This is a genomic window from Cupriavidus sp. SS-3, assembly GCF_035818815.1.
Classification (GTDB): domain Bacteria; phylum Pseudomonadota; class Gammaproteobacteria; order Burkholderiales; family Burkholderiaceae; genus Cupriavidus; species Cupriavidus taiwanensis_C.
Genome location: NZ_JAYLVT010000001.1, coordinates 210,300 through 236,006 on the forward strand (window position 1 = coordinate 210,300; position 25,707 = coordinate 236,006).

The window sequence follows — 25,707 nt, forward strand, 5'->3', positions numbered from 1 at the left end:
CGCGGAAGCTGGCGCGGAGAACGGCCGCAAGTGCAGCCCAAGGCAGGGATTATAGGCGCGCCAAGGTCGGCCAGGCGCCCATAAAAAAGTCGCCGCTGGGGAAGCGGCGACCGGGGAAGGTTGTCATTCAAGAGGGGGTCTTGGTGACAGGGAAAAGTATAGACATTTGAATTAAGACATTACATACAACTTTGGAGGGGTACGGCAGGCGCACATTGCCGCGCCGCGTCAGAACGGTTTGCCCAGATACAGGTAGAAGCTGAATACGCCGGCCGCCGCGCGGCCATAGGCCAGGTACAGCGGCCCGAGCGGGCTGTCGAGCGTCAGGAACAGCGAGCCGGACTTGAGCAGCCCGGTCGGGCTGCCCGGCACCAGCGGATCCCCCACGCGGCCAGCCTCCAGCGAGAAGCCGGCGTAGACGCCCTGCAGCAGGGTCTGCCGCGCCAGCTTGTTGTAGTACACCAGCCGCGCAAACTGCATGTTGGCGCCCATCAGCTGCCCGGTCGCGTAGCCGGACTGCTGCAGGAAGCCGCCCCACTGGAACTGGTCGTAGTTCGGCAGCGGCTTGCCGCCGGGGTTGCCGCCGACCTTGAAGCCGAACGACAGCGTATGGTCGCCGAACGAATGGGCATAGATGCCGTCGGCCTGCGCCTTGATATAGGTCTGGTCGGCTCCGAGCCCCGGTTGCGAGGCGTAGATCCGCACCCCGCCCGCATAGCCGAAGCGGGGGAAATCCACGCTGTCGAGCTGGTCGAAAAACAGCCGCCCGGTGATGGCCCCGCGCCGGATGCTGCCCGGACCCGGCGCCAGCGACGCCGGGCCGGTGCTGAGCGTGGCGTGCTCCGAGCCGGCCTGCACCCCGACGCGCAGCTCGCCGTACTTGGTGAACTGGCTGCCGACGTCGAGCGCCAGGTCGAAGCGGCGCACGTCGTAGGTGGCGATGCGCGTGCTGCCCTGGAACACATTGACCGGGCGCCGTTCCAGCTCGATGCGCGGGGCGATGAAGAAGAACTGGCGCGTATCCAGCGGCTGGTAGAACTCGCTGCTCAGCGCCGAGGTCTGCCCCGCCTGTGCGTCGGTGCGCCATTCCGCCCCCAGCGCATTGAGCCAGGTGCGCCGGTAGCTGCCGACCAGGTTGAAGTACGCATCGCCGCGGAAGTCCGAACTCAGTCCCAGCCCGAAGCGCAGGTAGTCGGGGCCCCACGATTTTTCCACGGCATTGACCGTCAGCACGCGCCGGCCCGGTTCTTCCAGGATGCCGTAGTTGACGTGCTCGAAGTCGCCGGTGCCGAACAGGCGGCGCATGTCCTGGTCCAGCGCGGCCTGGTCGATCGGCTCGCCCGGGCGGGTCTGCATCACCGCCCTGGCATAGTCGGGATTGACGCGATGCAACGGCGCCAGCCGGATTTCGTCGACGGGGCGGGTGTCAGGCGGCTGCACCGCCTGCTGGGCCGCGCGCAGCTCGGCATACTGCGCCGGCGGCAGCGCCAGCGGCGCGAGGCGGTCGGCGACCTTGCGCGCGGCGGCCTCGCCGATCGGGATGGTGGTCGACAGGTGGTCGAAGTCGGTCGCGGAAAAGTCGCCCAGCGCGGGCTCGATCAGCACGTCGGTGGGCCGCAGCGAGGCCAGTGAGGCGCGCACGTTCTGCTCGGTCAGGATGTTGAGCATCTGGCCGGTCACGCCGATCACCGAGGTCAGCGCCTCGCGCTTCATCAGTGGCGTGCCCAGGTTCACGGCGATGACGATATCGGCGCCCATGCTGCGCGCCACGCCCACCGGCAGGTTGTCGGTCAGCCCGCCGTCGACCAGCAGCCGGCCCTCGTATTCCGCCGGGGCCACCGCCCCCGGCACCGACATGCTGGCGCGCATCACGTTGGCCAGCTCGCCCTCGCTGAACACCACCGCCGTGCCCGCCACCAGATCCGTCGCCACCGCCCGGTACGGGATCGGCAAGCGGTCGAAATCGCGGTAGCCCGGGGTCCTGGCCAGTTGGCGCAGCACCGTCTCCAGCTGCACGCCGGAGACCGCGCCCTTCGGCAGCAGCACGCCACTTGCCTGCAAGCCGATCTCCGGCGTGAACAGGTTGGTGAAGTCGTCCTGCTTGCGCCGCACGGACAGGTCCTGGCGCGGCGGCCGTTCCTTGAACAGCTTGTTGGTGCTCAGGCCGCTGACCAACTGTTCCATTTCAGCAGGCCCCATGCCGGTAGCGTAGGCGCCGCCGACCAGCGAGCCCATGCTGGTGCCGGCGATGCAGTCGACCGGAATACGCATCGCCTCCAGCACCTTGATCACGCCGATATGCGCGGCGCCGCGCGCGCCGCCGCCCGACAGCACCAGGCAGATACGGGGGCGGCCGGCCGCGGCGGGCGGCGCGCCTGCAGCGGCGGCAAGGTCCGCGGCAGCGCCGGCGTCGTGGCCGGGCGCCGGGGGCTCCGCGGCCGTCGCGGCGCCGGCGCCCAGCGCGATGGCGGCAAGCAGGCGCATCATGCCGGCGCGGCGCAAGCAATGGTGTGGAGCTGCCTTCATGGCTCGATCAGGGTCGCAATTCGCCACCAGGCCCGTTGCCGTGGGGGAAGTCCGGCTATCTTCCGGCAAAACGTGTTGTGCGGGCGCCGCGCCGCGCCGTGCGCAAAAACAATTCAACACGCGGCTCGGAAGCATTCAGATCGGCTCCGGGCGCTGACAGGTGGGGCGGCGGGGCCGCCGGACGCCGGCGAGCGCGCCGGAATATACTGGGGACTGGTCTGCCATGGCGCCGCGCGCGCGATCTGCAAGTGTCTCAAGTGTCTCCCGAAGTTCCCGTCGCCGGTTCCACGCTTACCCCTGACGACCCCCGCCCGGAGCCGCCGGAGCGGCCCGCCGATGGCGAGTGCTGCGGCTCCGGCTGCGATCCCTGCATCTTCGATTACTACTACCAGGAGCTGGACCGCTACCGCGAGGCGCTGCGGGCATGGGAAGCGCGCCATGCCGAGGATCCGGCCGCTTGAGCACACACCTGAGCGTCCCGGCCATGCAGCCATCGCAGCCATCGCAGCCCTCCCCGGCAGCCGGGGCGGCGCTGTTCGATTTCGTGCAGCGCCACCCGCGCCTGTTCGTGCTGACCGGCGCCGGCATCAGCACCGATTCCGGCATTCCCGGTTACCGCGACGCGCGTGGCCAGTGGCAACGCTCCCCGCCGATCACGCTGCAGGCCTTTCTCGGCTCGCACGCCGGGCGTCAGCGCTACTGGGCGCGCAGCATGCTCGGCTGGCCGCTGGCGGGGCAGGCGCGGCCCAACTATGCCCACCACGCGCTGGCGCGGCTCGGCGCGCAGGGCCGGATGACGGCGCTGGTCACGCAGAATGTCGACGGCTTGCACCAGCGCGCCGGCAGCCAGGACGTGATCGAATTGCACGGCAGCCTGGCCAGCGCCATCTGCCTGGACTGCGGCGCCAGCCACGACCGCGCCGCCCTGCAGGACTGGCTGGTGTCCCGCAACGCCGCGCTGCGCGACGTGATCGCGCCGCCCGCCGCCGACGGCGACGTGCATTTCGAATCGCCGCTGTTCGCGCAGTTCCAGGTGCCCGATTGCAGCCATTGCGGCGGCATCCTCAAGCCCGACGTGGTGTTCTTCGGCGAATCCGTGCCGCGCACGCGTGTCGACGCCGCGCGCGCGGCACTGGCCGGCGCGGATGCGATGCTGGTGGTGGGATCGTCGCTGATGGTTTATTCGGGCTACCGCTTCTGCGTCTGGGCCGGCCAGATGGGCAAGCCGGTGGCCGCGCTCAACCTGGGCACCACGCGTGCCGACGCCATGCTGGCGCTGAAGGTCGAGGCCGGTTGCGCGCCGGCGCTGCAGGCGCTGGTGTCGCGGCTGGAGCAGGACACGGCAGGATCCCGTTGACGCGAGCGCCGTCCAGGCATAGCATCGCCACACCACTTTGATCGACGCCGGTCGATCTTTCTTCAAGGCTTCCGCTTCCCACCATGACCGCAGACCGCCAACGCCCCGTCATCGTCGCGCCTCCGAGCCGCGCGTTGCCGTGCCCGCGTCGCCAGCCTGCGTTCACATCTGTCGCGCCGCCGCCGCTGTTCTCCGGCGGTGCGCACCCGCCGCCGCCGCGCGGCTGACGGGCACGCGCCCCAGCCCTTCTCGTCTCCGGTAATCCCGCCTTTGTGCGCCCGTGCGCACGGCCGCCGCACGCCCGTGCGCGCTGTCGCCGTGCCGTGGCCGCATGCCGAAGCGGGTTGCCGGGGCCCGCCAAGCTGACGACAGATGACAAGCCATGACCAACCAAGAAGATTGCGCGGAGTGCTTCGACGCCGCGCGCAACACGCTTACCACGCGTACCGCTTCCTCCGCCCTCTGGGCCACGCCGCTGTTCGTGCTGCTATGGAGCAGCGGCGCCATCGCCGCCCGGCTGGCGCTGGACCACGCCACGCCGTTCGCCCTGCTGGCCTTGCGCTTCGCGCTGGTCTGCGCCGTGCTGGGCGCGATTGGCCTGGCGCGCAAGCGCCTGCTGCCGCCGCGCGGCGAGCGGCTGCACACGGCCGGCGCGGGCCTGCTGCTGATCGGCGGCTACGCGGTCTTTTACTTTCTGGCGCTGGACCACGGCATGACGCCCGGCGTGCTGGCCACGGTGCTGGGCGCGCAGCCGATGCTGACACTGCTGCTGACCGAGCGCCGCGCCAGCGCCGCGCGCCTCGGCGGCCTGGCGCTGGCATTCGCCGGGCTGGCCATGGTCGTCGCCGACAGCCTGCTGGTGGCCCGGCTGTCACCGGCGGGCGTACTGTGCGCGCTGGCCTCGCTGGCCAGCATGACCGTCGGCGCCATCCTGCAGAAGCGCAGTCCGCGCCCGCCCGCCGAAGTGCTGCCGCTGCAGTACGGCGCAAGCCTGGCGGCCTGCCTGCTGTGCCTGCCGTTCCAGCCCTTCGCCTTCGAAGCGTCGCTGGCGTTCGCCGCACCGCTGCTGTGGCTGGCGCTGGGGATTTCGATCGGCGCGACGCTGCTGTTCTACCGCCTGATCCACGCCGGCAACCTGGTCAACGTGACCAGCCTGTTCTACCTGGTGCCGGCGGGCACCGCGGCGCTGGACTACTTGCTGCTGGGCAACCGCATGGCGCCGCTGGCGCTGGCGGGGATGGGGGCGGTGCTGACCGGGTTGGGGTTGGTGTTCCGCGGCACCAAGCGCTGATGAAGCGGTAGGTGGAGCAGGGGGAGAGGCGCGGCCCGAAGGCGCGCCTACCGCTGCTTCACCTCCACCCGCACCTCATCCTTGCCCACCGTGATCGCCCCCGGTTCCATCTCCTTGCCGCCCACGCGCAGCTCCTCCGGCTTGAAGGTGTAGATCGGGTAGTCCTTCAGCAGCTGCTGCGCGACCACGGCGCCGATGGCGTTGAGCTGTTCGCGATAGGGCCCCATGCCGGCCACTTCGACCTGCTGCACGGTGGGGTTGTCGAGCAGCACTGCGCGCCGGCTCGCGTCATAGCGGATGCCGCTGTTCAGGGCGAGCTTGCCGTCGACCGGAGGCGAAGGCAGCAGGGCATTGGTCAGGCGCGCGTCGACATGGGTGGTGATGCGGTTGCTGGCTTCATCCAGCACCAGCCGCGGGTGGCTGAGCTGGACGCTGACGACTTCGGCGTAGCGCAGCGTGGCGGGAAAGCGCTTGTCGAGTTCGGTCTGCAGTTCCTGGCGGGTCAGGGAATATTCGCCGGTCCAGATGTTGTAGCCGGCCAGGGCCGGAGCGGAGCCGGCGATGCAGGCGGCGGCAAGGAGCAGGCAAGGCGTCAGGCGCATGTGGCGGGTCGGGCGCGCCATGGGGCGCCGCGATAAGTGGGATCAGCCTGTCAGACCGCGCGGCCGGGGCTTGCGTTCCGTCACATCGGCCAGGGTGCCGGTTCAGTAGTGCGGCGGAATTTCCTGCAAGGGGTCGGCGTCGGCCGCGGTGGTGGCGGCGCTGCGCACCTGCTGGTACAGCGCGCGGAACTGCTCCTGCAGCAGGTCGATCTGCTGCTGCTGGCGCGCCACGGTGCTGTTCAGGGTATCGAGCAGGTCTTCCTGGAAGGCGAGCTTGATTTCGAGTTCGTTGATGCGATCGTCCATGGCTAAGTTTCTCCGGCGGGCGGCGCGCATTGTAAACCCATCCCCGGGCTGTGGCCCGAAGCGCGCGCCGCTGGCCGGGAACCTGCGCCCCGGCTTACTTGGGCGCGGTCAGCAGCATCCACATGATGCCGAAACGGTCGGCCACCATGCCGAACTGCTCGGCGAAGAAGGTCTTGTCCAGCGGCATCAGCACCTGGCCGCCTTCCTTCAGGCCGTTGAACGCCTTTTCGACCCCGGCTTTGTCGGGAAACGTGATCGCCAGGCCGAAACCCTGGAACGCGGGCTGGTTCGAGCACTGTCCGTCGGAGGCCAGGATGATGCTGTCGCCGACCTGGAATTCCAGGTGCATGACCTTGTCCTGCGCGCCCGCGCCGGGCTGGCAGCCTTCGCCGCCCTTGCCGGCATCGGGGTTGTCGGCAAAGGTCATGCGGGCGTTGACCTTGGCGCCGAGGGTCTGCTTGTAGAACTCGACCGCTTCGTCGCAACGGCCTTCGAAAAACAGATAGGGCTGGACTTGCATGACAACTCCTGTGAAGGGGCGGCCTGTGGGGCTGTAGGGGCCGCGGGGATCTCGGCAAAATGGCGACACGATTTGTGTACGCCGTCCACAATACCTTAGCAAAGAAAATGGACGTCGTCCACATTAAACGCGCCGGCGGCGCGGTGGGGCGGCTGCCGGAACGCCGGCGGAGGTGCACTAGAATGGCCGGCGAGAGCGCCCGCCCGGCGCCAACCGTTTCGACTGCCGCGGCCCGAATGGAGTTGCCTTGCGTTACGAACTGACCGACCTGCGCCTGTTCCAGGCCATTGCCGATGCGCAAAGCCTGTCGGGCGGCGCATCGGCCACCCACATCACCGCGTCGGCGGCGAGCTACCGGCTGAAGAACCTCGAGCACGCCATGGGCACGCCGTTGTTCGTGCGCACGGCGCGCGGCATGGAGCTGACACCGGCCGGCGAAACCCTGCTGGTCCATGTGCGCGAACTGCTGCTGGGCGTTGAGCGCATGCATGGCGAGGTCGGGCGCTTCTCCGCCGGGCTGAAGGGCAATATCCGGCTGCTGGCCAACAGCAGCTCGCTCAACGGCTTCATCATTCCCAGCGTGAGCCGCTTCCTGCTGGCCAATCCGGATGTGAACATCGACCTGGAGGAGCGCGCGAGCCAGGCGATCCTGGCCGCGGTGGCGGCGCATGAGGCCGATGTCGGCATCCTGGCGGGAGATTTCCATACCGGCGACGAAGCCGCCGGCGTGCGCTCGGTGCGCTACGCGCGCGACGAGCTGATCCTGGTGATGGCGGCCGAGCATCCGCTGGCGCGCGAGCCGGAGGTGCGCTTTGGCGCGGCGCTGGCGTTCGACTTTGTCTGCATGAGCCGCACCAGCAGCAACTTCCTGTTCCTGCGCGAGATGGCGCAGCGCGCCGGCAAGGGCCCCAATGTACGCCTGCATGCGCACAGCTTCGATGCGGTGCTGTCGCTGGCCGAGGCCGGCGTCGGCGTGGCGCTGGTGCCGCGCAGTGTCGCGGCGCAGGCGCTGCGCGAGGCGCGCGTGGCCGGGGTGCGGCTGGCCGAGCCGTGGGCCTTGCGCGAGCTGAACCTGATCGTGCGCGCCGACGGCAAGCTGCCGGCGTTTGCCGAGGCCTTTGCGCAGTTCCTGCTCAACGATCCGCGCGTGGTAGCCACGCGCGAAGGCGGCGCCGTGGCGGCCACGGCGCCGTAACTGCCTGTCCCACGCTTAGCCCGTCAGCGCTTGCGGTTCAGGAAGGTGGCCATGTGCTGCTGCGGCTCGCCGGTGTCGAAGGCGCTGCCGAACTCGGTCACGCTGTTGCCGATTGAGACCTCCAGCGGCGCGTCTTCCCACTCTCGCAGCAGGCGCTTCTGCTGGCGCACCGCGACCGGGCCAAAGCCCGCCAGCAGCGCGGCCACGCGCTCGACTTCCTGATCCAGTTCGGCCAGCGGCACCACGCGGCTGACCAGCCCCCACTGCAGCGCCTCGGCCGCGTTGGAGATCTCGCCCGTCAGCAGCATCCACGCGGTGCGCGCATTGCCGATCAGGCGCGGCATCAGCGCGGCATGGATCACCGACGGGATGCCGACCTTTACCTCGGGCATGCCCAGCTGCGCGGTGTCGGCGGCGATGCGCAGGTCGCACGCCAGCGCCAGTTCCAGCCCCCCGCCCAGGCACCAGCCCGGCATGCGCGCGATCACCGGCACCGGCAGGTGGCGCACGGCATCGCACAACCGGCGCAGGCCGCTGATAAAGGCCTCGGCGCTGGCCCGCTCGAGCGCGGCCATCTCCTTGATGTCGGCGCCGCCGATGAAACCCTTGTCGCCGGTGCCGCGCAGCACCAGCACGCGCAGCGCGTCATGGGCGGCCAGCGCTTCGATCGCGCGCGTAAGCGAGGCGATTACCGGCGTGCTCAGGATATTGAGCGAGCCGGCCTCGCGGATGGTGACGGTGGCAATGCCGCGCGCGTCGATCTCGACGCCGGCGTGCGGTTCCTGCTGAAGTGTGCTCATGTCGGTCCTCTGGGCTTACTGGAGCTTGGTGAAGTGGATGGCCTCGACCACCTGCTTCCAGTGCGCGTTCTGCCCACGGATCAGGTCGCCAAAGGCCTTGCGCGAGGTCGGTGCCGGTATCGCGCCCTGTTTCTCGATGGCGGCGACCACCTCGGGCTCGGCCAGCACCTTGCGCACCGCGTCGTTGAGCTGGTCGAGGATGGCGGCGGGCGTGCCCGCCGGCGCGCCCAGGCCGAACCACGACGGGTTGTTCATCGCCGGCAGCCCGGCCTCGGCATAGGTGGGCACATTGGGCAGCACCTTCAGGCGCTCTTTGGCGGCCACCGCCAGCGGCTTGAGGCGGCCACCCTGGATCAGCCCGGACGACGACGGGATATTGTCGAACACCACCTGGATCTGCCCGGCCACCGCATCGTTGAGCGCCGGGCCCAGCCCCTTGTACGGCACGTGCAGCATGCGCGTGCCGGTGGTATTCATGAACAGCTCGCCGTTCATGTGGCTAAGGCCGCCGTTGCCGGACGAGCCGAACGAATATTTGCCGGGATTGGCCTTGAGCTGCTTGATGAAGGATGCCAGGTCCGTCGCCGGGAAGGCGGGATTGACCACCAGCACGTTGGGCACGTCGGCCAGGTTGCTGATCGGCGCGAAGTCCTTGACCGGGTCGTAGGCGGTCTTCAGGTAGACGTTGGGGTTGACCGCGTGCGAGCTTTCCACCTCCATCACCAGCGTGTAGCCGTCGGGCGGCTGCTTGGCCGCGTAGGCGCTGCCGACCGCGCCGCCGGCGCCGGGGCGGTTCTCGATCACCACCGGCTGGCCCAGCACCGGGCCCAGGCGGGTGCCGACGATGCGGGCGATGATGTCGGTGGTGCCGCCGGCCGCGTAGGGCACGATCAGCTTGATCGGCCGCTCGGGATAGGCGGCGTGCGCGCTGCTGGCAACGCCGAGCAGGGCCATGGCGAAAAGGGTTGGCTTCATCGGGATGTCTCCGGGTCGGGGTTATAGATGTCGTGGCAGAACGGTCAGCGCTGGGGGCTGTGTTCGCCCAGCAGCGGGGGCGGTGCCGGCGGGGCCTCGTGCCCGGCCAGCATCGGGTTGCGCACCATCGGCACGCGCCCCATCACGGGGTGCTCGGCCACCTGCATCAGCTTGCGGTGCCTGACCTGCGGATGGGCGAAGACTTCGTCCATGGTGTGGATCGGGCCCCAGGGCACGCCGGCGGCGTCGAAGGCCTCGGTCCAGGCGGCGCGGGTGCGGGTGGGAAAGAGTTCGGTCAGCCGCGCGCGCAAGGCGTCCAGGTGTTCGATGCGCGCGGAATTGGTGGCGTAGCGCGGGTCCTGCGCAAGATCCGGCATGCCGGCCACGGCGCAGAAGCGCGCGAACTGGCTGTCATTGCCGATCGCCAGGATCAGGTGGCCGTCGGCGCAGCGGAACACTTCATACGGCGCGCAGTTGGGATGGGCGTTGCCGCTGCGCTGCGGGTTCTGGCCCGAGACCAGGTAGTTGGCGGCCTGGTTGGCATTCATCGCCACCGCGACGTCGAGCAGCGCGATGTCCAGGTGCGCGCCCACGCCGGTCGCCTGGCGCTGGTACAGCGCGGCCAGCACCGCGGAGGTGGCATACATGCCGGTGCTCAGGTCGACCACCGCGACGCCGGTGCGCAGCGGGCCGGCGCCGGGCGTGCCGTCGGGCTGGCCGGTGTAGCTCATGAGCCCGCCCATGCCCTGGAACACATAGTCGTAGCCGGGCTTGTCCGCCATCGGCCCGCTCTGGCCGAAGCCGGTGATCGACAAATAGACCAGGCGCGGGTTGATGGCCTTGAGCGTGTCGTAGTCCAGCCCGTAGCGGCGCAGCGTGCCGACCTTGTAGTTCTCGACCAGCACGTCGGCCGTGCGCGCCAGTTCACGCACCTGCGCCGCGCCTTCCGGCGTGCCGTAGTCGATCGCGAGCGAACGCTTGCCGCGGTTGCAGCAGATGAAGTAGCCGGACAGGCGCGGGTCGCCTTCGGTGCCGGCCGGTGCGTCGAGATAGGGCGGCCCCCAGCCGCGGGTATCGTCGCCGCGTTCGGGGTGCTCGACCTTGGTCACCTCGGCGCCCAGGTCGGCAAGGTTCTGGGTACACCAGGGACCGGCCAGGATGCGCGACAAATCCAGGACCCGGACACCTTCCAGGGCGCGATGCAGCATGACGACTCCGCTTTCCGACAACAGTGCGGCGCAGTATAGGGAGGGGTATCGGGCCGAACCAGTCGAGAGTTTTGAAAGGCGCGTTCGCCGGATTTGAACGGTGCGGCAGCGGTCGCGCGTGCGGGCCGCCAGCACGGGCACGGGTGGCGCCGGCGCCCCCGCCGGCGCCCCGCGTTTGGCGCGTGGGCGCTGCCGTGTCACAATTCGCGTTTGGCACTGACTCGGCACGTGACTCGGCCGGCCGCGTCGCCGTGCTTCCCGCCGCCCCGGCCGCTTGCGGTCGCCGCAGTGGAAGCCCGCCCAAGAGCCGACAAATTCACATTGATTTTCTGGCGATGACTACCATCCTGCAGCACATTCCTACCGGCGAGCGCGTCGGTATCGCCTTCTCCGGCGGCCTTGACACCAGCGCGGCACTCCTCTGGATGCGCCAGAAGGGCGCTGTTCCGTACGCCTACACCGCCAACCTGGGCCAGCCGGACGAGCCCGACTACGACGACATCCCGCGCCGCGCCAAGGCCTATGGCGCCGAGGAAGCCCGCCTGGTCGACTGCCGCACGCAGCTGGTGGCCGAGGGCATCGCGGCGCTGCAGTGCGGGGCCTTCCATATCTCCACCGCCGGCATCACCTACTTCAACACCACCCCGATCGGCCGCGCCGTCACCGGCACCATGCTGGTCGCCGCGATGAAGGAAGACGGCGTCAACATCTGGGGCGACGGCAGCACCTTCAAGGGCAACGACATCGAGCGCTTCTACCGCTACGGCCTGCTGACCAACCCCGGCCTGCAGATCTACAAGCCGTGGCTGGACCAGCAGTTCATCGACGAACTGGGCGGCCGCGCCGAGATGTCCGAGTTCATGCGCCAGAACGGCTTCGACTACAAGATGTCGGCCGAAAAGGCGTATTCGACCGACTCCAACATGCTGGGCGCCACCCACGAGGCCAAGGACCTGGAGCACCTGGATTCGGGCATCCGCATCGTCCAGCCGATCATGGGCGTGCAGTTCTGGCGCGACGACGTCGAAGTCAAGCGCGAGGAAGTCACGGTGCGTTTCGAGGAAGGCCAGCCGGTCGCGCTGAACGGCCAGACCTTCGCCAACGCCGTCGACCTGTTCATGGAAGCCAACCGCATCGGCGGCCGCCATGGCCTGGGCATGAGCGACCAGATCGAGAACCGCATCATCGAGGCCAAGAGCCGCGGCATCTACGAAGCCCCGGGCCTGGCGCTGCTGTTCATCGCCTACGAGCGCCTGATCACCGGCATCCACAACGAAGACACCATCGAGCAGTACCGCGACAACGGCCGCCGCCTGGGCCGCCTGCTGTACCAGGGCCGCTGGTTCGACCCGCAGGCCATCATGCTGCGCGAAACCGCCCAGCGCTGGGTCGCCGGCGCCATCACCGGCGAAGTCACCATCGAACTGCGCCGCGGCAACGACTACTCGATCCTGAACACCACTTCGCCCAACCTGACCTACAAGCCGGAACGGCTGACCATGGAAAAGGGCGAGTCGATGTTCACGCCGCTGGACCGCATCGGCCAGCTGACCATGCGCACGCTGGATATCGTCGACACGCGCGAGAAGCTGCAGACGTATGCCAAGACCGGCCTGCTGTCGACGCAGGTCAGCGCTTCGCTGCCGAAGCTGGAAGACTGAGCTTCGCGCTTCCCCGCCTGACGGCGGGGCCCGCCAGAAACCGGCACCTCAGGGTGCCGGTTTTTTTTGTCTCGGCGTTTTCCCCACCTGTCACGTAATGTCAAGCGAACGTCCCGGAATATCAAACCGCGTAGTCCCGATCGCCAGATACTGGCTGCGCTCACCCGCCACTCCGCGCGGGTACTGAACACACGGCGGCGCCAAGACCGCCGGCCGGCTTCCGGAGACGCCCATGCCCAGATCCCGCCTTGCCCTTGCCGCCGCATCCGCCGCGCCCACGCCGGCCGCGCCCGCGGCTGCCGGACCGCGCTATGCGTGGCTGGTGTTTGCGCTGACCTTTGCGCTGCTGCTGTCGGACTACATGTCGCGCCAGGTGCTCAATGCCGTGTTTCCGCTGTTGAAGGCCGAATGGCAGCTGGGGGATACGGAACTGGGCGCGCTCGGCGGGGTGGTGGCGCTGATGGTGGGGCTGCTGGCGCTTCCGCTGTCGCTGCTGGCCGACCGCTGGGGCCGCGTGCGCAGCCTGATCCTGATGGCGACGCTGTGGAGCCTGGCCACGCTGGGCTGCGCGCTGGCGGGCAGCTTTGGCCAGATGTTCCTGGCGCGGCTGTGCGTCGGCATCGGCGAGGCCGCCTACGGCAGCGTCGGCATCGCGGTGGTGGTGTCGGTGTTCCCGCGCCACCTGCGCGCCAGCCTCAGCGCCGCGTTCATCGCCGGCGGCGCGTTCGGCTCGGTGCTGGGCATGGGACTGGGCGGCATCCTGTCCGCGCATTTCGGCTGGCGCATGGCTTTTGCGGGCATGGCAGCGTTCGGACTGGCGATGGTGGCCTGCTATGCGCTGACGATCAGCGAGCAGCGGCTGCGCCGGTTGCAGCAGCGCCTAGGCGATGCCAGCGCGGACGGCAACAGCGACGCGGCCACGGCGCGCCAGCTGGCGCCGCGCCGGATCGTGCGCGAACTGCTGACGCTGCCCTCGATGCTGTGCGCCTGTGCCGGCAGCGCCTTGCAACTGCTGGTGATGGCCGCGCTGCTGGCGTGGCTGCCGAGCTTCCTGGCGCGCGCGTACGGCATGGCCACCGGCCGTGCCGGCGTGGTGGCGGCGCTGCTGGTGCTGGTGGCCGGCGCCGGCATGGTGGCCTGCGGTGCGCTGACTGACCGCGTCGCGCGGCATGCACCCCGCCGCAAATGGCACATGGCCATCGCCTACAGCCTGGCGTGTTGCGTCTTGCTGATGGCGGCGTTCCGGCTGCCCGCCGGCACGGCCCAGCTGGTGCTGATCGGCGCGGGCATGCTGGTGGTGGGCGGCTGCGCCGGCCCGGCCAGCGCGATGGTGGCCAACCTGACCCGGCCTGCCATCCACGCCACCGCGTTTGCCACGCTGACGCTCATCAACAACCTGCTGGGCCTGGCGCCAGGCCCGTTCCTGACCGGCGTGCTGGCCGACCGCATCGGACTGACCGGCGCGCTGCAATGGATTCCGCTGGCCGGTGCCGCCGCCACGCTGCTGTTCTGCATCGGCCGCCGCCACTATGCCGCGGACCTGCGGCGCCTGGATGGCCAAGCCGTGCCTCGCGCCGTTCCTGTCTGACTTTTTCCGATCCCACCATGACTGCTACCCCTTCGCCCACCATCCTGATGGTGCCGGGCTTGCGCGACCACGTTGCCGAGCACTGGCAGACCCTGCTCCAGGCCGAGCTTCAGGCACAAGGGCATGATGCCCGCTGCGTGCCGCCGCTGGAGCACGACAAGCTCAGCCGCACCGCCCGTGTCGCCGCGCTCGATGCCGCCCTGGCGGACATCGACGGGCCGGTGGTGCTGGTCGCGCACAGCGCCGGCGTGATGATCACCGTGCATTGGGCGGCGCTGCACCGCCGCCCCATCCGCGGCGCGCTGCTGGTGACGCCGCCGGACTTCACGCAGCCGCTGCCGCCGGGCTATCCGGCGCAGCAAGCGCTGGCGCAAGCCGGCTGGCTGCCGACGCCGCTGGCGCCGTTGCCGTTTCCCAGCCTGGTGGCGGCCAGCCGCAACGATCCGCTGGCGAGCCATGCGCGCGTCACTGAAATGGCCGCCGCGTGGGGCAGTGGGCTGGTGGACCTGGGCAACGTCGGCCACCTCAACCCGGCCGCCGGCTACGGTCCCTGGCCGCGCGCCCATGCCCTGCTGGCAGAACTGGACACGCTGGTCGTGCAGCAGGCCTGAGCGCGCCGCAGCGCGCGTCACGACAAGAACATCCGGCCACCAAGGCCGGGCCAACAAGGAGGAGAGAGATGAAAACCAGAAACACCGTCATGGCCCTGATACTGGGGTGCCCGCTGGCGGCCGTCGCGCAATCGTCGGTCACGCTGTATGGCGTGGCCGACATCAACGTCGAATATGTGAACCGCGTCGGCGCCGTACCGGTCGCCGCGAATGGCTTCAACCGCGGGCCGGGCGACAAGGTGTTCCGCATGGACTCGGGCGGCCTGTCCGGCTCGCGCTGGGGCCTGCGCGGCATGGAGGACCTGGGTTCCGGATGGCAGGCATCGTTCGTACTGGAAAGCGGCTTCGGCGTGGACAACGGCGCGTTGCAGCAAGCCGGGCGCCTGTTCGGCCGCCAGGCCTTTGTCGCCGTGCGCCACGCCGGCATGGGCCAGCTCAGCCTGGGCCGCCAGTACACCTCGATTTTCGAAGCCCTGGCGAATTTCTCGCCCACGGCCTACGCCACGCAATACGAACCGGTGGTGCTGCAGGCGGGCCCCAACTTCCGCGAGGACAACACCGTCAAGTACACCGGCCAGTTCGGCCCGCTGACGGCGCGTGCGCACTGGTCGTTCGGTGTCGGGCTGGCGCTGCCGCAGACGGTCGGCGTCGCCACGCCGATCGGGGGCAACGGCGAAGTGCCGGGACAGTTCCGCCGCGATACCGCCTATGGCGCCTCGCTGGCGTATGCCGCCGGACCCTTCGGCGCCACCGTCGGCTACGACCAGTGGAATCCGACCATCGGCACCAGCAACGGCACGCTGCGCAAGGCTGTGGTGGGCGCCAGCTACACCTTGGGCCCGGCCAAGATCATGGGCGGCTATCGCTGGGGGCAGAACAAGAACGCCGCCGACGTGGTGATCCAGCGCGACGACTTTTACTGGATCGGTGCCAACTACCAGGTCACTCCGGCCGTGGGGCTGACGCTCGAATACAACTACGACAACGTCAGGAGCCTGTTCGGCGACACGCAGGTGGCCAATCCGTGGCAGGTGGCCTTTATCGCCAACTATGCATTCTCGAAACGCACCGACGTGTACGTGTCCACCGCCTATGCGCGCAATGCCGGGCTGATGCTGGAATCGCTGGCCACGGTCTATGCCAACAGCCTGTCGCTGGGCAACAGCTATGCCGCGGCCAACGGGCAACGCAGCATGGTGGGCGTGGCGCTGGGGATCCGGCACAAGTTCTGATCCGGGCCTTGCTGCCAGACGGGGCTCGTTATGGCCGCCGCGCGTGGTTGCGCAGGCGGCTTTTTTTACTGTCCGGACTGCGCCCGCCAAGCCGACACGCTGCGCCCGAAGCGTGCGCTGAACCAGCGCGAGAACGCGCTCAGCGACGAAAACCCCAGCAGCGCCGCCACTTCCGACAGCGGCCGCTCGCGGTTCTCCAGGTAGCGGATCACCAGGTCGGCGCGGGCTTCGGCCAGGATGTCGGAGTAGCTGGTATGCGCCTGCTCCAGGCGCCGGTGCACGGTGCGGCGGTCGACGCTGAGATGCTGGGCCACGCGCTCCACCGAGCACAGCCCGGTCGGCAGCAGCGCGTACACCAGCTTGCGCACCATGTCCGGCATGGTGGCCGCGGTCGACTGCGCCAGCAGCGTGCCGAGATATTGCTTCACCTGCTGCGCCATCACCGGGTCGTACGACGGCAAGGGCGCTTCCAGGTCCGCCGCCTGGCAGACAATGCCGTCGAAATCCTGGTTGAACGAGCCGGCCATGCCGAACACGCGCGCATACGTCGCCGTGCTGGGCGGGACCGGATGCGTGAAGCAGATGCTGCGCGGCCGCCACGATGGCCCCAGGAACAGCTTCAGCATGCGGAACATCACGCCCACCGCCAGGTCGGTCGCCTGCCGCAACGTGCCCGGCGCTTCGCTGAGGACCTGCAGCCGGATCATTACCAGGTCGTCGCTGTCTTCGACGCGCATCGCCAGCGCTTCATTCTGCAGCCCCATGTAGCGGACCATCGACTCCAGCGCGCGGCGCAGCGTCGGTTCCTCGCGCACCACGAAGGCCAGCGGGCCCAGGTTGGAGAACTCGCGCAGCTCGGCCATGCGCAGGCCGAAATCCTCGGCCCCGGCGGCGCGCGCCGACGCATCCAGCAAGCGACCCACCGAGGACGCCGGGATGCGGATATCGGGGTCGAGCAGCACCGAGCGGTTGATCTTCGCGGCCCTGAGCTGCTGGTACGGGTCCAGCCCCAGCGCACGCGCGACTTCGACGTAGTTGGTCAGGCTGGCACTGCGCAGGTAGTAGGACATGACAGCGGCTTCCGGGCTTTCCCTGAGTGTCCCGAAATGTAAATCGGTTGTCCCGGATCGTCAAATCGCGGCGGTCCGTTGACCGATACTCCAGTCACCAACCAACCGGAGCGATCTATGCAATTCCTCGACGATTCCCTGCACCCCGAGAACATGGACAAGGTGGTGATCACCGTGGCCCCGTATGGCCCCGAGTGGATGCCACAGGACTTCCCCGAGGACATCCCGGTGACCATGGAGGAACAGGTGCAGAAGGCGGTCGATTGCTACAACGCCGGCGCCACGGTGCTGCACCTGCATGTGCGCGAACTCGACGGCAAGGGCTCCAAGCGCCTGTCCAAGTTCAACGAGCTGATCGCCGGCGTGCGCGCCGCGGTGCCGGACATGATCATCCAGGTCGGCGGCTCGATCTCGTTCGCGCCGGAGGATGACGGCCAGGAGGCCAAGTGGCTGTCCGACGACACCCGGCACATGCTGGCGGAGCTGCAGCCCAAGCCCGACCAGGTCACCGTGGCCATCAACACCACGCAGATGAACATCATGGAGCTGCTCTATCCGGAGTACCTGAAGGGGACTTCGCTGGAGCACCCGGCCTACCAGGCCGCCTACCGCGAGATGACGGTGCCGGCGGGCCCGGGCTGGGTGGAAGAGCACCTGCGCCGGCTGCAGGCGTCGGGCATCCAGCCGCATTTCCAGCTGACCGGCATGCACGCGCTGGAAACGCTCGAGCGGCTGGTGCGCGCGGGCGTCTACACCGGTCCGCTGAACCTGACCTGGATCGGCATCGGCGGCGGCTTTGACGGCCCCAACCCGTTCAACTTCTTCAACTTCGTGCACCGCGCCCCGGACGGCTGCACGCTGACCGCCGAGTCGCTGCTGAAGAACGTGCTGCCGTTCAACATGATGGCCATGGCGATGGGCCTGCATCCGCGCTGCGGCATCGAGGACACCATCATCGACCAGCACGGCAAGCGCATGACCTCGGTGCAGCAGATCGAGCAGTGCGTGCGCGTGGCGCGCGAGCTGGGCCGCGAGATTGCCTCGGGCCAGGAAGCGCGCGAGATCTACCGCATCGGCACCTGGTACGACAGCGCCGAGGCCACGCTGCAGGCCAACGGCATGGCCCCCAACCGCAAGTCGGGGCAGAAGAACCTGCCGCTGCGCGCGGCCGCCTGACGGCCGTGGGCGGGGCCGGCCACGCGGCCGGCCCGCGCCAGCCACCCGGAGCCGCCGATGCATCACCACGACGCCCTCGCCAATCCCTGCATCAACATCTGCCGGATGGACCTGGCCAACCGCTATTGCCAGGGCTGCGGCCGGACCCGGCTGGAAATCGGCCGCTGGCTGCGCATGAGCGAGGCCGAACGCGCGCAAGTGCTGGCCGCGCTGCCGGCACGCCGCGCAAGCAGCAGCCATACTAGATAACGGAGACAACATGACCACCCGACCCGCCTTCCTGCTGCGCATCGCCGCCGCGGCGGCCACCCTCGCGCTGGCCGCGCCCTCTGCCATGGCCTGGACCAGCAAGCCGGTCCGCATGCTGGTGCCGGCTCCAGCCGGCGGCACCATGGACGTGCTCGCGCGGCTGCTGGCGGACCAGCTGTCCGCGGACCTTGGCCACCCCGTGGTGGTCGACAACAAGCCCGGCGCCGGCGGTGGCATTGCCATCACCACCATGCTGGCCGCGCCCGCTGATGGCCAGACCATCATGGTCACCGCCAGCAATGTGCTGACCGAGATCCCGCATGTGCTCAAGCAGCCGTTCGACCCGCTGAAAGACGTCAGGCCCGTCGCCGCCGTGGCGCGTTCGCGCATGGTGATGATTGGCGCGCCTGGCCTGCCGGCCAAGGACCTGAAGGGCCTGGTCAGCTACGCCCGGGCCAATCCGGGCAAGCTCAGCTTTGCCTCGTACAGTGCCGGCACCGCTTCGCACTACGCCGGCATGATCATGAACCAGAAGGCCGGGCTGGACTTGCAGCATGTGCCCTTTGCCGGTTCCGCGCCGGCGCTGACGCAGGTGATGGGCAATCAGATCGCGGTAATGTACGACGGCATGGTGACCTCGCTGCCGATGATCCGCGCCGGCAAGGTGCAGGTCTATGCCGTGGCGTCGAAGAGCCGCTCGGCGCTGCTGCCGCAGGTGCCCACCTTCGCGGAAATGGGTTACCCCGACATGGAGTTCAGCAACTGGGTGGGCGTGATTGCGTCGTCGAAGCTGTCGCCCGAACTGGCCGAGAAGATTCACGCGGCTGCCTACAAGGCTGCGGCTTCTGCCAAGGTGCGTGACCGGATGGAGGCGCTCGGCTATGAGCCGCTGCCGGCGCAGCCCCTGCCGCAACTGAACGAATCGGTGCGCATGGAGTTCGAGCGCAATGCCGGCATCGTCAAGGCGTTCAATATCCAGCAGTAAAGCCCTGCCTGGCAATGCAAAAGGGCAGCCTCGGAAGAGGCTGCCCTTTTGCTTTCCTGCCGCCCGTTCAGGCGCCGGTGGCGCGCAAGCGCTTCTTGTCGATCTTGCCGACGCTGGTCTTCGGGATCTCGTCGACAAACAGGATGCGCTCGGATTCCGGCACCGCATACTTGCTGAGCCGGTTGGCCTCGACGCGCGCCAGCAGCGACGCGCGAATCGCTTCCGCGGTGACGGTGGCGCCAGGCTTGCGCACCACGTATGCCACCGGCCGCTCGCCCCAGCGGGCGTCCGGCACGCCGATGACCGCGCACTCCTGCACGCCCGGCACCTGCGTGACCAGGCCCTCGACCTCGATCGACGAGACCCACTCGCCGCCGGTCTTGATCACGTCCTTGATCCGGTCGACGATCTGCACGAAGCCGTCGGCGCCCATCACCGCGATGTCCTGCGTATGCAGGTAGCCGCCGGCCCACAGCTCGGCCGATGCCTCGGGTTTGCCGTGATAGGCCCGGGTCAGGAACGGCGCGCGCAGCACGATCTCGCCGCGCGCCGTGCCGTCGCGTGGCACGTCGTGCATGGACTCGTCCACCAGGCGGAAGTCCACCATCGCCACCGGACGGCCCGTCGAGCAGCGCATGCGCACCTCGGTCTCGCGATCGGCATTGGCGTGCCCCGGGGGCAACTGCGCCAGCGCGACGATGGGGCCGGTCTCCGACATCCCATAGCCGGCAAACACATCCATGCCGCGCTCGAGCGCGGCCTCGCACAACGCCGGCGGCAGCGCCGAGCCGCCGATGATGAGCTTCCAGCCCGACAAGTCCTGGCCGCTTGCCTGCGCTGCCTGCAGCAGCATCTGCAGCAAGGTCGGCACGCAGTGCGAGAACGTGACCCCCTCGGTCTCGCGCAACTGCAGCAGGACATCCGGTGCGTAGCGTCCCGGCAGCACGATGCGCAGCCCGAGCATGACCGCGACATAGGGGATGCCCCAGGCCAGCACGTGGAACATCGGCGTGATCGGCATGTAGACGTCTTCCCGGTGCAGGCGCTGCCCTTCGCGCGGCGCGCACAGGCTGGTGGCCGAGGCCAGCGCATGCAGCACGATGTCGCGATGGCTGTAGCACACGCCCTTGGGGTCGCCGGTGGTGCCGGTGGTGTAGAAGGTGGCGGCGCGGGTGTTCTCGTCGAACTCGGGGAAGTCGAAGTCGGGCGAGGCCGCTTGCAGCAGCGTCTCGTACTCGCCGCAGAAGGGCAATGATGTCGGCGGCACGTGCTGGCCGTCGGCCAGCAGGACAAAGCTGCGCACGCTGGTCAGCTGGTCGCGGATCTCTTCCATTACGGGCAGGAAGTCCGGATGCAGCAGCACCACCTCGGCGCCGGAATCGTTCAGCGTGTACAGGATCTGCTGCGCCGACAGCCGCACGTTGACCGTGAACAGCGTCGCGCCCATCATCGGCACGCCGAAATAGCACTCCAGGTAGCGATGGCTGTCCCAGTCCATCACCGCCACGGTGGTGCCGTGCGCCACGCCCTGCGCAGCCAGCGCGGAAGCCAGCCGGCCAACGCGCTGGCGGAATTCGCGATAGCTGTGGCGCAGCTGTCCGCGGTACGTGATCTGCTGCTCGCCGTACAGCGACAGCGAATTGAGCAGCAGCTGCCGGACCAGCAGGGGATAGGCATAGGCCTGCGGTGCCGCAGGCACAAGGTGTGAATGCATGTGTGTCTTCCTCCGTCAGAACGGCACGTCGCCGATGATGCCGGCACGCTCCATCTTGCGTACCGTGGGCGCATAGTCCTGCACCGCGTAGTGCTGCGTGCAGCGGTTGTCCCAGATCGCCACGCTGTGCTTCTTCCAGCGCCAGCGCACCTGGTACTCCGGGATCTCGGCCTGCGCGCACAGGTAGTGCAGCAGGTCTCCCGCGCCGGGCATGAAGTCCTTGCCGAAGCGGATCACGTCGCCGCGGTGGTAGTTGGCGAAGTGCGAGGTGAAGGCGTTGACGAACAGGATCTTCTCGCCCGTTTCCGGATGGGTGCGCACCACCGGGTGCTCGACCATCGGGAATTGCGCCGCCAGCGCCGCGCGCTTCTCCGGCGCCATGTTGGCGCCGAAGGTGTGTTCGATGCTGTGCTTGGCGCGCAGCCCTTCGACGCGCGCCTTGATGTCCTGCGGCAGGCGCCGGTAGGCTTCGCCCATGTTGACCCAGATGGTGTCGCCGCCGACCGCCGGCGTTTCCACGCAGCGCAGCACGCAACCCATCGGCGGCGCTTCGCGCCAGGTGGCGTCGCAATGGAAAGAATTCTCGTAGTGCTCGACCTTGCTGTCAGGCGACTTGTAGATCTGCACCAGCCCCGGATGCTCCGGGTCGCTGCCCACCACCGGGTGGTCTTCCAGTTCGCCGAAGCGGCGGGCAAAGGCAACGTGTTCGGCGCGGGTGATGTCCTGGTCGCGCAGGAACAAGACCTTGTACTGCAGCAGCAGTGCCTTGATTTCAGCGAACAGGCCGGCGTCGCGCGCGGCATCGGCCAGGCTGACGCCGCTCAGTTCGGCGCCGATGGTGCAGGTCAGTGGTTCTGCATGCATGGGGTGTCTCCTCTTGGTTGGTGTTCAGATGACGAAGATCGATGATCCGGTGGTGCGGCGCGCTTCCAGGTCCTGGTGCGCCTGGACCGCGTCTTCCAGCGCATAGCGCTGGTTGATGCCGATGTGGATGCGGCCCGCGGCGACGTGGCCGAAGACTTCGTCGGCCAGCGCCTGCTTTTCCGCGGGATCGGCGATGTAGTCGGCCAGCGCGGGGCGGGTCAGGAACAGCGAGCCCTTCCTCGCCAGCAGCGCCGGGTCGAACGGCGGCACCGGGCCCGAGGCGGTGCCCACGCACACCATGGTGCCGCGGCGGCGCAGCGAATCCAGCGAGCCCATGAAGGTGGTCTTGCCGACGCTGTCGAACACCACCGCCACGCCCACGCCATCGGTCAGCTCGCGCACGCGTTTGGCCACGTCCTCGCGGGTGTAGTAGATGATGTGGTCGCAGCCGTGCGCGCGCGCCACCTCGGCCTTGGCCTCGGTCGACACCGTGCCGATCACGGTCAGGCCCAGCAGCCTGGCCCACTGCGACACGATCAGCCCGACCCCGCCCGCCGCCGCGTGCAGCAGGATGGTGTCGCCCGCCTGGAACGGATGGATGCGGCGCATCAGGTAGGCCGAGGTCAGCCCGCGCATGGTCATCGCCGCCGCGGTCTCGAAGGCGATGCTGTCGGGCAGGCGGATCAGCGGCGCGGCGGGTACCAGGCGCTCGGTGCTGTACGCGCCCAGCGTGTTGACGAAGCCGGTGTAGGTGACGCGGTCGCCCGGCGCCACGTTGGTCACGCCGGGGCCGACGGACACCACCACGCCGGCGGCTTCCACGCCCATGCCGCTGGGCAGCGGCACGGGATAGGTGCCGTTGCGGAAATAGGTATCGGCGTAGTTCAGGCCCACCGCGACGTGGCGGATGCGGACCTGTCCCGGCCCGGGCTCGCCGACTTCCATCGGCTCGTAGCGCAGCACTTCGGGGCCGCCGGTCTCATACATGCGGACGACATTTGCCATGATTCTGTTCTCCTTGGAATGTGCGTTGGTGCAGAGTGCGCTGCACATGCCTGCCACTGTAGGCAGCGCGGCCCGGACCGGCTTTGCATTGGCTACCGACGACTTTGCATTTCATGCCAGGAGGCCTATGATCCTGCTGCGGCGGGCCGTCGGTTACCCGCCACGGCGCAGGACATGACCAACGCATCGCAACGCAAGACCGGTTTGGAAACGCTCATACGTGCCGCCGCACTGACCAACTTCCTGGAGGTATCGCGCGACCTCGGCCTGGACCCGCTGCCACTGCTGCGCCAGGCGCGCTTGCGCCGCGCCTGGCTGGGCGATCCCGACCAGCGGGTGCCGCTGGGCGCCTGCGTGGCGCTGCTGGAAGCCGCCGCGCAAGCCTCGGACTGCGAGACGTTCGGGCTGCGCATGGCGGAGTCGCGCCAGCTGTCGGATTTTGGCGTGATGAGCCTGCTGATCAGCCAGCAGCCCACGCTGCGCGCCGCGCTGGCCACCACCATCCGCTATCGCCACCTGGTCAATGATTCGGTGGCGCTGCTGCTCGAAGATGCCGGCAGCGCGGTGCTGATCCGCCAGGAGGTGCTGAGCGACGCGCCCTCGCGGCAGGCCACCGAGCTGGCCATCGGTGTCGTGTTCCGCATGTGCGCGCTGCTGCTGGGCCCGCGCTGGCAGCCGATCGGGGTGAGCTTCACGCATGCGGCGCCGGCCGACCTGCGCGTCCATCGCCGGCTGTTCGGCTGCCCGCTGGAGTTCAATGCGGACTGCAATGGCATCGTCTGCCGCGCCGCCGACCTCGACGCGCCCAACCCGGGCGCGGATCCCGTCATGGCGCGTTATGCGCAGCAGTTCATCGATACCCTGCCGCGCGCCAACCCCCAATCCATCGGCCACGAAGTGCGCGCCGCCATCTACCTGATGCTGCCGATGGGCCGCGCCACCTCCGATGCCGTGGCCGAGGGCCTGGGCCTGAGCCTGCGCACCATGCAGCGCCAGCTCGACGACGCGGGCGAGACCTTCACGGGCATCCTCAACGACGTGCGGCGCGAGCTGGCGCGACGCTATGTCGAGAACCCGCGCTACTCACTGCTGCGCGTGTCGCAGCTGCTCGGCTATGGCTCGGCCAGTGCCTTCACGCGCTGGTTCTCGGCGCAGTTCGGCACCGCGCCGGCCAACTGGCGCCGGGACCACGCGGGGCGGTAGGGCGGTCAGGCGTCAGCCCGCCAACGCTGCCGGTGCTTCGCGCAGCGCCAGTTCCGCGTCCTTGATGCCGGCCAGCGGCGCCAGTACCGCGGCGTCGAACGGCCGCACCGGTTCTCCCGCACGCACCCGCGCCGGCCAGTCCGGATTCGCCAGCGCCCCGCGTCCGAGCGCGACCAGCGTCGCGCCTTGTTCGAGCATGCCGGCCGCGCGCACCGGATCCGTCAGGCTGCCGTTGGCGACGATGGCCAGCCCCGGCGCCGCGCGCCGGGCGTGCTGCACCAACGACGCATCACCGTCGGCGAAGGCAGGCTGCCAGGCTTCATGCTCGGTCACATGAAGGTAGTCGACGCCACTTGCCGCAATGCCGGCAAACACCGCGGCCGCACCCTCTGTGCTTTCGGGCCACTGGTAGGTGAAGTCATTGACCTTGGCCTGCGAGATGCGCACGCCGACGACGACATCGCTCCCCACCGCCGCGCGCACCGCGCGGATCGTTTCCAGCAGCAGGCGCATGCGCTGCGCGATGCCGCCGCCCCAGGCGTCCTGGCGCTGGTTGGTATGGCCGTTGAGGAACTGGTCGAGCAGGTAGCCGTTGGCGCCGTGGATCTCGACGCCGTCGAAGCCGGCCTCGCGCGCCCGCCGCGCCGCTTGCGCAACGCCGTCGATGGCCTGCAGGATCTCTGACTCTTCCATCGCGCGCGGCACGCGGAAGGCGCCCGTGCCGCCATACGCTGTCAGCTGCCGGCCCCTGGGCTGCACGGCCGAGGGCCCCACCGTATCGTCGCGAAAACGGTTGGCCTGCGACAGCGCCCCCGCATGCATCAGTTGCGCGACCATGCGCCCGCCGGCCTGGTGGACCGCGTCCACGATCCCGTGCCAGCCCTGCGCCTGCTGCGCGTCGGTCAGCCCCGGCTGGCCGGCATAGCCCTGCGCATAGGCGCGGTCGGTATAGATGCCCTCGCTGACGATCAGGCCAAAGCCGCCGCGGGCAAAGCCCTCGTAATAGCGGCGCATGGCATTGGTGGGGACGCCGGTGTCGGTGGCGCTGATGCGCGTCATCGGCGCCACCACCAGGCGGTTGCGCAGCGGCACGCCGTTCAGCGCCGGCGTATCGAACAGCGAAGGCGCGGCGGGCGTCGTCATTGCGCGCCCTCCGCAGTCAGCGCGATGGCTTCGATCTCGATCATCGCGTCCGGCGAATACAGGGCCGAGACCTCGACGATGGTATCGGCCGGATAGGGCGCGGAAAACCACTTGCGCCGCAGCGCGACGATCTTCGGGAAGTATTCCATCGACGTCAGGAAGATCGTGACCTTGGCCACGCGGTCCAGCCCCGAGCCGCCCGCCTGCAGGGCACGCCTGAGGTTGCTGAACGCCTGCTCGGCCTGCGCGTCGAAGTCGCGGCGGCCGACGATGGCGCCGTCGTCGCCAACCCCGGCCTGGCCGGATACGAACAGCAGGTTGCCGGCCCGGATGGCTTGCGACAGCAGGTAGGGGGCATAGGGATCGGGTTGGGTGTGGACTTGTTGCAGGTGCATCGCGGACTCCGGTAATGATTTAGTAAAATTC

At 68.9% G+C, this 25,707-nt stretch carries 25 protein-coding genes; 12 read left to right on the forward strand and 13 right to left on the reverse strand.

The genetic code is table 11. The annotated features are described in order from the left end of the window. Positions 1-228 precede the first annotated feature (228 nt). Positions 229-2,526 (reverse strand): patatin-like phospholipase family protein, encoded by a 2,298-nt coding sequence (locus tag U9J39_RS00920; RefSeq protein ID WP_326346305.1) that lies wholly within the window; start codon positions 2,524-2,526, stop codon positions 229-231. 248 nt (positions 2,527-2,774) lie between these two features. On the opposite strand from U9J39_RS00920, the gene U9J39_RS00925 reads away from it, so the two are divergent. The 3 genes from U9J39_RS00925 to U9J39_RS00935 all read left to right on the forward strand — a co-directional run bounded on the left by U9J39_RS00925 (position 2,775) and on the right by U9J39_RS00935 (position 5,174). Beyond that, positions 2,775-2,987 (forward strand): oxidoreductase-like domain-containing protein, encoded by a 213-nt coding sequence (locus U9J39_RS00925; RefSeq protein ID WP_373429586.1) that lies wholly within the window; start codon positions 2,775-2,777, stop codon positions 2,985-2,987. A gap of 23 nt (positions 2,988-3,010) precedes the next feature. Continuing rightward, positions 3,011-3,883, forward strand: coding sequence for an NAD-dependent protein deacetylase (locus tag U9J39_RS00930; protein ID WP_326346525.1), 873 nt, complete (start codon positions 3,011-3,013; stop codon positions 3,881-3,883). A gap of 382 nt (positions 3,884-4,265) precedes the next feature. Continuing rightward, positions 4,266-5,174 carry a DMT family transporter gene (locus U9J39_RS00935; protein ID WP_326346306.1) on the forward strand — a complete coding sequence of 303 codons (909 nt, stop codon included), beginning with the start codon at positions 4,266-4,268 and terminating at the stop codon, positions 5,172-5,174. A 47-nt stretch (positions 5,175-5,221) separates the two neighbouring features. Here the strand turns inward: U9J39_RS00935 and U9J39_RS00940 are convergent, their stop codons facing one another. From U9J39_RS00940 to U9J39_RS00950, 3 genes are all read right to left on the reverse strand, one after another. Then, positions 5,222-5,776: a DUF1439 domain-containing protein gene (locus tag U9J39_RS00940; RefSeq protein ID WP_115714328.1), complete on the reverse strand. Its 555-nt coding sequence runs from the start codon at positions 5,774-5,776 to the stop codon at positions 5,222-5,224. A 102-nt stretch (positions 5,777-5,878) separates the two neighbouring features. Beyond that, positions 5,879-6,082: a SlyX family protein gene (locus tag U9J39_RS00945; RefSeq protein ID WP_115682029.1), complete on the reverse strand. Its 204-nt coding sequence runs from the start codon at positions 6,080-6,082 to the stop codon at positions 5,879-5,881. 94 nt (positions 6,083-6,176) lie between these two features. After that, on the reverse strand, positions 6,177-6,602 hold the full coding sequence (locus tag U9J39_RS00950) for a VOC family protein (protein ID WP_012357054.1): 426 nt from the start codon (positions 6,600-6,602) through the stop codon (positions 6,177-6,179). Between the two features lie 247 nt (positions 6,603-6,849). Here U9J39_RS00950 and U9J39_RS00955 point away from each other — a divergent pair, with 247 nt between their 5' ends. Continuing rightward, positions 6,850-7,797, forward strand: a complete 948-nt coding sequence (locus U9J39_RS00955; RefSeq protein ID WP_115714144.1) for a LysR family transcriptional regulator — start codon at positions 6,850-6,852, stop codon at positions 7,795-7,797. Between the two features lie 23 nt (positions 7,798-7,820). Here the strand turns inward: U9J39_RS00955 and U9J39_RS00960 are convergent, their stop codons facing one another. From U9J39_RS00960 to U9J39_RS00970, 3 genes are read right to left on the reverse strand one after another with little or no spacing between them, the layout of a single operon-like run. After that, entirely contained in the window at positions 7,821-8,597 is a 777-nt protein-coding gene (locus U9J39_RS00960) for an enoyl-CoA hydratase (protein WP_116313751.1), read from the reverse strand. A gap of 15 nt (positions 8,598-8,612) precedes the next feature. Continuing rightward, positions 8,613-9,572: a Bug family tripartite tricarboxylate transporter substrate binding protein gene (locus tag U9J39_RS00965; RefSeq protein WP_115714142.1), complete on the reverse strand. Its 960-nt coding sequence runs from the start codon at positions 9,570-9,572 to the stop codon at positions 8,613-8,615. Positions 9,573-9,616: 44 nt separating this feature from the next. Continuing rightward, positions 9,617-10,780 (reverse strand): CaiB/BaiF CoA transferase family protein, encoded by a 1,164-nt coding sequence (locus U9J39_RS00970; RefSeq protein WP_115682025.1) that lies wholly within the window; start codon positions 10,778-10,780, stop codon positions 9,617-9,619. 335 nt (positions 10,781-11,115) lie between these two features. Here U9J39_RS00970 and argG point away from each other — a divergent pair, with 335 nt between their 5' ends. The 4 genes from argG to U9J39_RS00990 all read left to right on the forward strand — a co-directional run bounded on the left by argG (position 11,116) and on the right by U9J39_RS00990 (position 15,872). Then, positions 11,116-12,441: an argininosuccinate synthase gene (gene argG, locus U9J39_RS00975; protein ID WP_063237605.1), complete on the forward strand. Its 1,326-nt coding sequence runs from the start codon at positions 11,116-11,118 to the stop codon at positions 12,439-12,441. Positions 12,442-12,673: 232 nt separating this feature from the next. Next, positions 12,674-14,029, forward strand: a complete 1,356-nt coding sequence (locus U9J39_RS00980; RefSeq protein ID WP_115714140.1) for an MFS transporter — start codon at positions 12,674-12,676, stop codon at positions 14,027-14,029. A 17-nt stretch (positions 14,030-14,046) separates the two neighbouring features. Beyond that, positions 14,047-14,640 (forward strand): RBBP9/YdeN family alpha/beta hydrolase, encoded by a 594-nt coding sequence (locus tag U9J39_RS00985; RefSeq protein WP_115714139.1) that lies wholly within the window; start codon positions 14,047-14,049, stop codon positions 14,638-14,640. 68 nt (positions 14,641-14,708) lie between these two features. Then, on the forward strand, positions 14,709-15,872 hold the full coding sequence (locus U9J39_RS00990) for a porin (protein WP_116313752.1): 1,164 nt from the start codon (positions 14,709-14,711) through the stop codon (positions 15,870-15,872). A 65-nt stretch (positions 15,873-15,937) separates the two neighbouring features. Here U9J39_RS00990 and U9J39_RS00995 read toward each other — a convergent pair whose 3' ends face one another. Beyond that, a complete protein-coding gene (locus U9J39_RS00995) occupies positions 15,938-16,942 on the reverse strand; it encodes an AraC family transcriptional regulator (protein WP_326346307.1) in 1,005 nt (334 codons plus the stop codon). 117 nt (positions 16,943-17,059) lie between these two features. Between U9J39_RS00995 and U9J39_RS01000 the strand changes: the two genes are divergently transcribed. The 3 genes from U9J39_RS01000 to U9J39_RS01010 are packed head-to-tail and all read left to right on the forward strand — an operon-like array spanning position 17,060 to position 19,352. Beyond that, positions 17,060-18,118, forward strand: a complete 1,059-nt coding sequence (locus tag U9J39_RS01000; RefSeq protein ID WP_092315018.1) for a 3-keto-5-aminohexanoate cleavage protein — start codon at positions 17,060-17,062, stop codon at positions 18,116-18,118. Positions 18,119-18,175: 57 nt separating this feature from the next. Beyond that, on the forward strand, positions 18,176-18,367 hold the full coding sequence (locus U9J39_RS01005) for a DUF1289 domain-containing protein (protein ID WP_115682020.1): 192 nt from the start codon (positions 18,176-18,178) through the stop codon (positions 18,365-18,367). A 10-nt stretch (positions 18,368-18,377) separates the two neighbouring features. After that, positions 18,378-19,352, forward strand: coding sequence for a Bug family tripartite tricarboxylate transporter substrate binding protein (locus U9J39_RS01010; RefSeq protein WP_326346308.1), 975 nt, complete (start codon positions 18,378-18,380; stop codon positions 19,350-19,352). A gap of 67 nt (positions 19,353-19,419) precedes the next feature. On the opposite strand, the gene U9J39_RS01015 is transcribed toward U9J39_RS01010, so the two are convergent. From U9J39_RS01015 to U9J39_RS01025, 3 genes are read right to left on the reverse strand one after another with little or no spacing between them, the layout of a single operon-like run. Then, complete coding sequence (locus U9J39_RS01015; RefSeq protein WP_116313756.1) at positions 19,420-21,066, reverse strand: fatty acid--CoA ligase; 1,647 nt, start codon at positions 21,064-21,066, stop codon at positions 19,420-19,422. A 15-nt stretch (positions 21,067-21,081) separates the two neighbouring features. Then, positions 21,082-21,930 (reverse strand): TauD/TfdA dioxygenase family protein, encoded by an 849-nt coding sequence (locus U9J39_RS01020; protein ID WP_326346309.1) that lies wholly within the window; start codon positions 21,928-21,930, stop codon positions 21,082-21,084. A 24-nt stretch (positions 21,931-21,954) separates the two neighbouring features. After that, positions 21,955-22,935 carry a quinone oxidoreductase family protein gene (locus U9J39_RS01025; RefSeq protein ID WP_116313757.1) on the reverse strand — a complete coding sequence of 327 codons (981 nt, stop codon included), beginning with the start codon at positions 22,933-22,935 and terminating at the stop codon, positions 21,955-21,957. A gap of 204 nt (positions 22,936-23,139) precedes the next feature. Between U9J39_RS01025 and U9J39_RS01030 the strand changes: the two genes are divergently transcribed. Next, positions 23,140-24,138: an AraC family transcriptional regulator gene (locus U9J39_RS01030; protein WP_326346526.1), complete on the forward strand. Its 999-nt coding sequence runs from the start codon at positions 23,140-23,142 to the stop codon at positions 24,136-24,138. 12 nt (positions 24,139-24,150) lie between these two features. On the opposite strand, the gene U9J39_RS01035 is transcribed toward U9J39_RS01030, so the two are convergent. Both U9J39_RS01035 and U9J39_RS01040 read right to left on the reverse strand, forming a co-directional pair. Next, positions 24,151-25,281, reverse strand: a complete 1,131-nt coding sequence (locus U9J39_RS01035; RefSeq protein WP_326346310.1) for an NADH:flavin oxidoreductase — start codon at positions 25,279-25,281, stop codon at positions 24,151-24,153. Further along, positions 25,278-25,676: a RidA family protein gene (locus U9J39_RS01040; RefSeq protein ID WP_326346311.1), complete on the reverse strand. Its 399-nt coding sequence runs from the start codon at positions 25,674-25,676 to the stop codon at positions 25,278-25,280. Before U9J39_RS01040 ends, U9J39_RS01035 begins: the two co-directional genes overlap by 4 nt. Between the last annotated feature and the right edge of the window lie 31 nt (positions 25,677-25,707).

Excerpts from the sequence above, each read along its gene's own strand:
- U9J39_RS00970 (WP_115682025.1), bottom strand. The coding sequence starts at position 10,780 with ATGCTGCATCGCGCCCTGGAAGGTGTCCGGGTCCTGGATTTGTCGCGC.
- argG (WP_063237605.1), top strand. The coding sequence starts at position 11,116 with ATGACTACCATCCTGCAGCACATTCCTACCGGCGAGCGCGTCGGTATC.
- U9J39_RS00965 (WP_115714142.1), bottom strand. The coding sequence starts at position 9,572 with ATGAAGCCAACCCTTTTCGCCATGGCCCTGCTCGGCGTTGCCAGCAGC.
- U9J39_RS00930 (WP_326346525.1), top strand. The coding sequence starts at position 3,011 with ATGCAGCCATCGCAGCCATCGCAGCCCTCCCCGGCAGCCGGGGCGGCG.
- U9J39_RS01015 (WP_116313756.1), bottom strand. The coding sequence starts at position 21,066 with ATGCATTCACACCTTGTGCCTGCGGCACCGCAGGCCTATGCCTATCCC.
- U9J39_RS00935 (WP_326346306.1), top strand. The coding sequence starts at position 4,266 with ATGACCAACCAAGAAGATTGCGCGGAGTGCTTCGACGCCGCGCGCAAC.
- U9J39_RS00920 (WP_326346305.1), bottom strand. The coding sequence starts at position 2,526 with ATGAAGGCAGCTCCACACCATTGCTTGCGCCGCGCCGGCATGATGCGC.
- U9J39_RS00985 (WP_115714139.1), top strand. The coding sequence starts at position 14,047 with ATGACTGCTACCCCTTCGCCCACCATCCTGATGGTGCCGGGCTTGCGC.
- U9J39_RS01005 (WP_115682020.1), top strand. The coding sequence starts at position 18,176 with ATGCATCACCACGACGCCCTCGCCAATCCCTGCATCAACATCTGCCGG.
- U9J39_RS01025 (WP_116313757.1), bottom strand. The coding sequence starts at position 22,935 with ATGGCAAATGTCGTCCGCATGTATGAGACCGGCGGCCCCGAAGTGCTG.
- U9J39_RS00945 (WP_115682029.1), bottom strand. The coding sequence starts at position 6,082 with ATGGACGATCGCATCAACGAACTCGAAATCAAGCTCGCCTTCCAGGAA.
- U9J39_RS01035 (WP_326346310.1), bottom strand. The coding sequence starts at position 25,281 with ATGACGACGCCCGCCGCGCCTTCGCTGTTCGATACGCCGGCGCTGAAC.
- U9J39_RS00995 (WP_326346307.1), bottom strand. The coding sequence starts at position 16,942 with ATGTCCTACTACCTGCGCAGTGCCAGCCTGACCAACTACGTCGAAGTC.
- U9J39_RS00960 (WP_116313751.1), bottom strand. The coding sequence starts at position 8,597 with ATGAGCACACTTCAGCAGGAACCGCACGCCGGCGTCGAGATCGACGCG.
- U9J39_RS01010 (WP_326346308.1), top strand. The coding sequence starts at position 18,378 with ATGACCACCCGACCCGCCTTCCTGCTGCGCATCGCCGCCGCGGCGGCC.
- U9J39_RS01000 (WP_092315018.1), top strand. The coding sequence starts at position 17,060 with ATGCAATTCCTCGACGATTCCCTGCACCCCGAGAACATGGACAAGGTG.
- U9J39_RS00950 (WP_012357054.1), bottom strand. The coding sequence starts at position 6,602 with ATGCAAGTCCAGCCCTATCTGTTTTTCGAAGGCCGTTGCGACGAAGCG.
- U9J39_RS00980 (WP_115714140.1), top strand. The coding sequence starts at position 12,674 with ATGCCCAGATCCCGCCTTGCCCTTGCCGCCGCATCCGCCGCGCCCACG.
- U9J39_RS00990 (WP_116313752.1), top strand. The coding sequence starts at position 14,709 with ATGAAAACCAGAAACACCGTCATGGCCCTGATACTGGGGTGCCCGCTG.
- U9J39_RS01020 (WP_326346309.1), bottom strand. The coding sequence starts at position 21,930 with ATGCATGCAGAACCACTGACCTGCACCATCGGCGCCGAACTGAGCGGC.
- U9J39_RS00940 (WP_115714328.1), bottom strand. The coding sequence starts at position 5,776 with ATGCGCCTGACGCCTTGCCTGCTCCTTGCCGCCGCCTGCATCGCCGGC.
- U9J39_RS01040 (WP_326346311.1), bottom strand. The coding sequence starts at position 25,676 with ATGCACCTGCAACAAGTCCACACCCAACCCGATCCCTATGCCCCCTAC.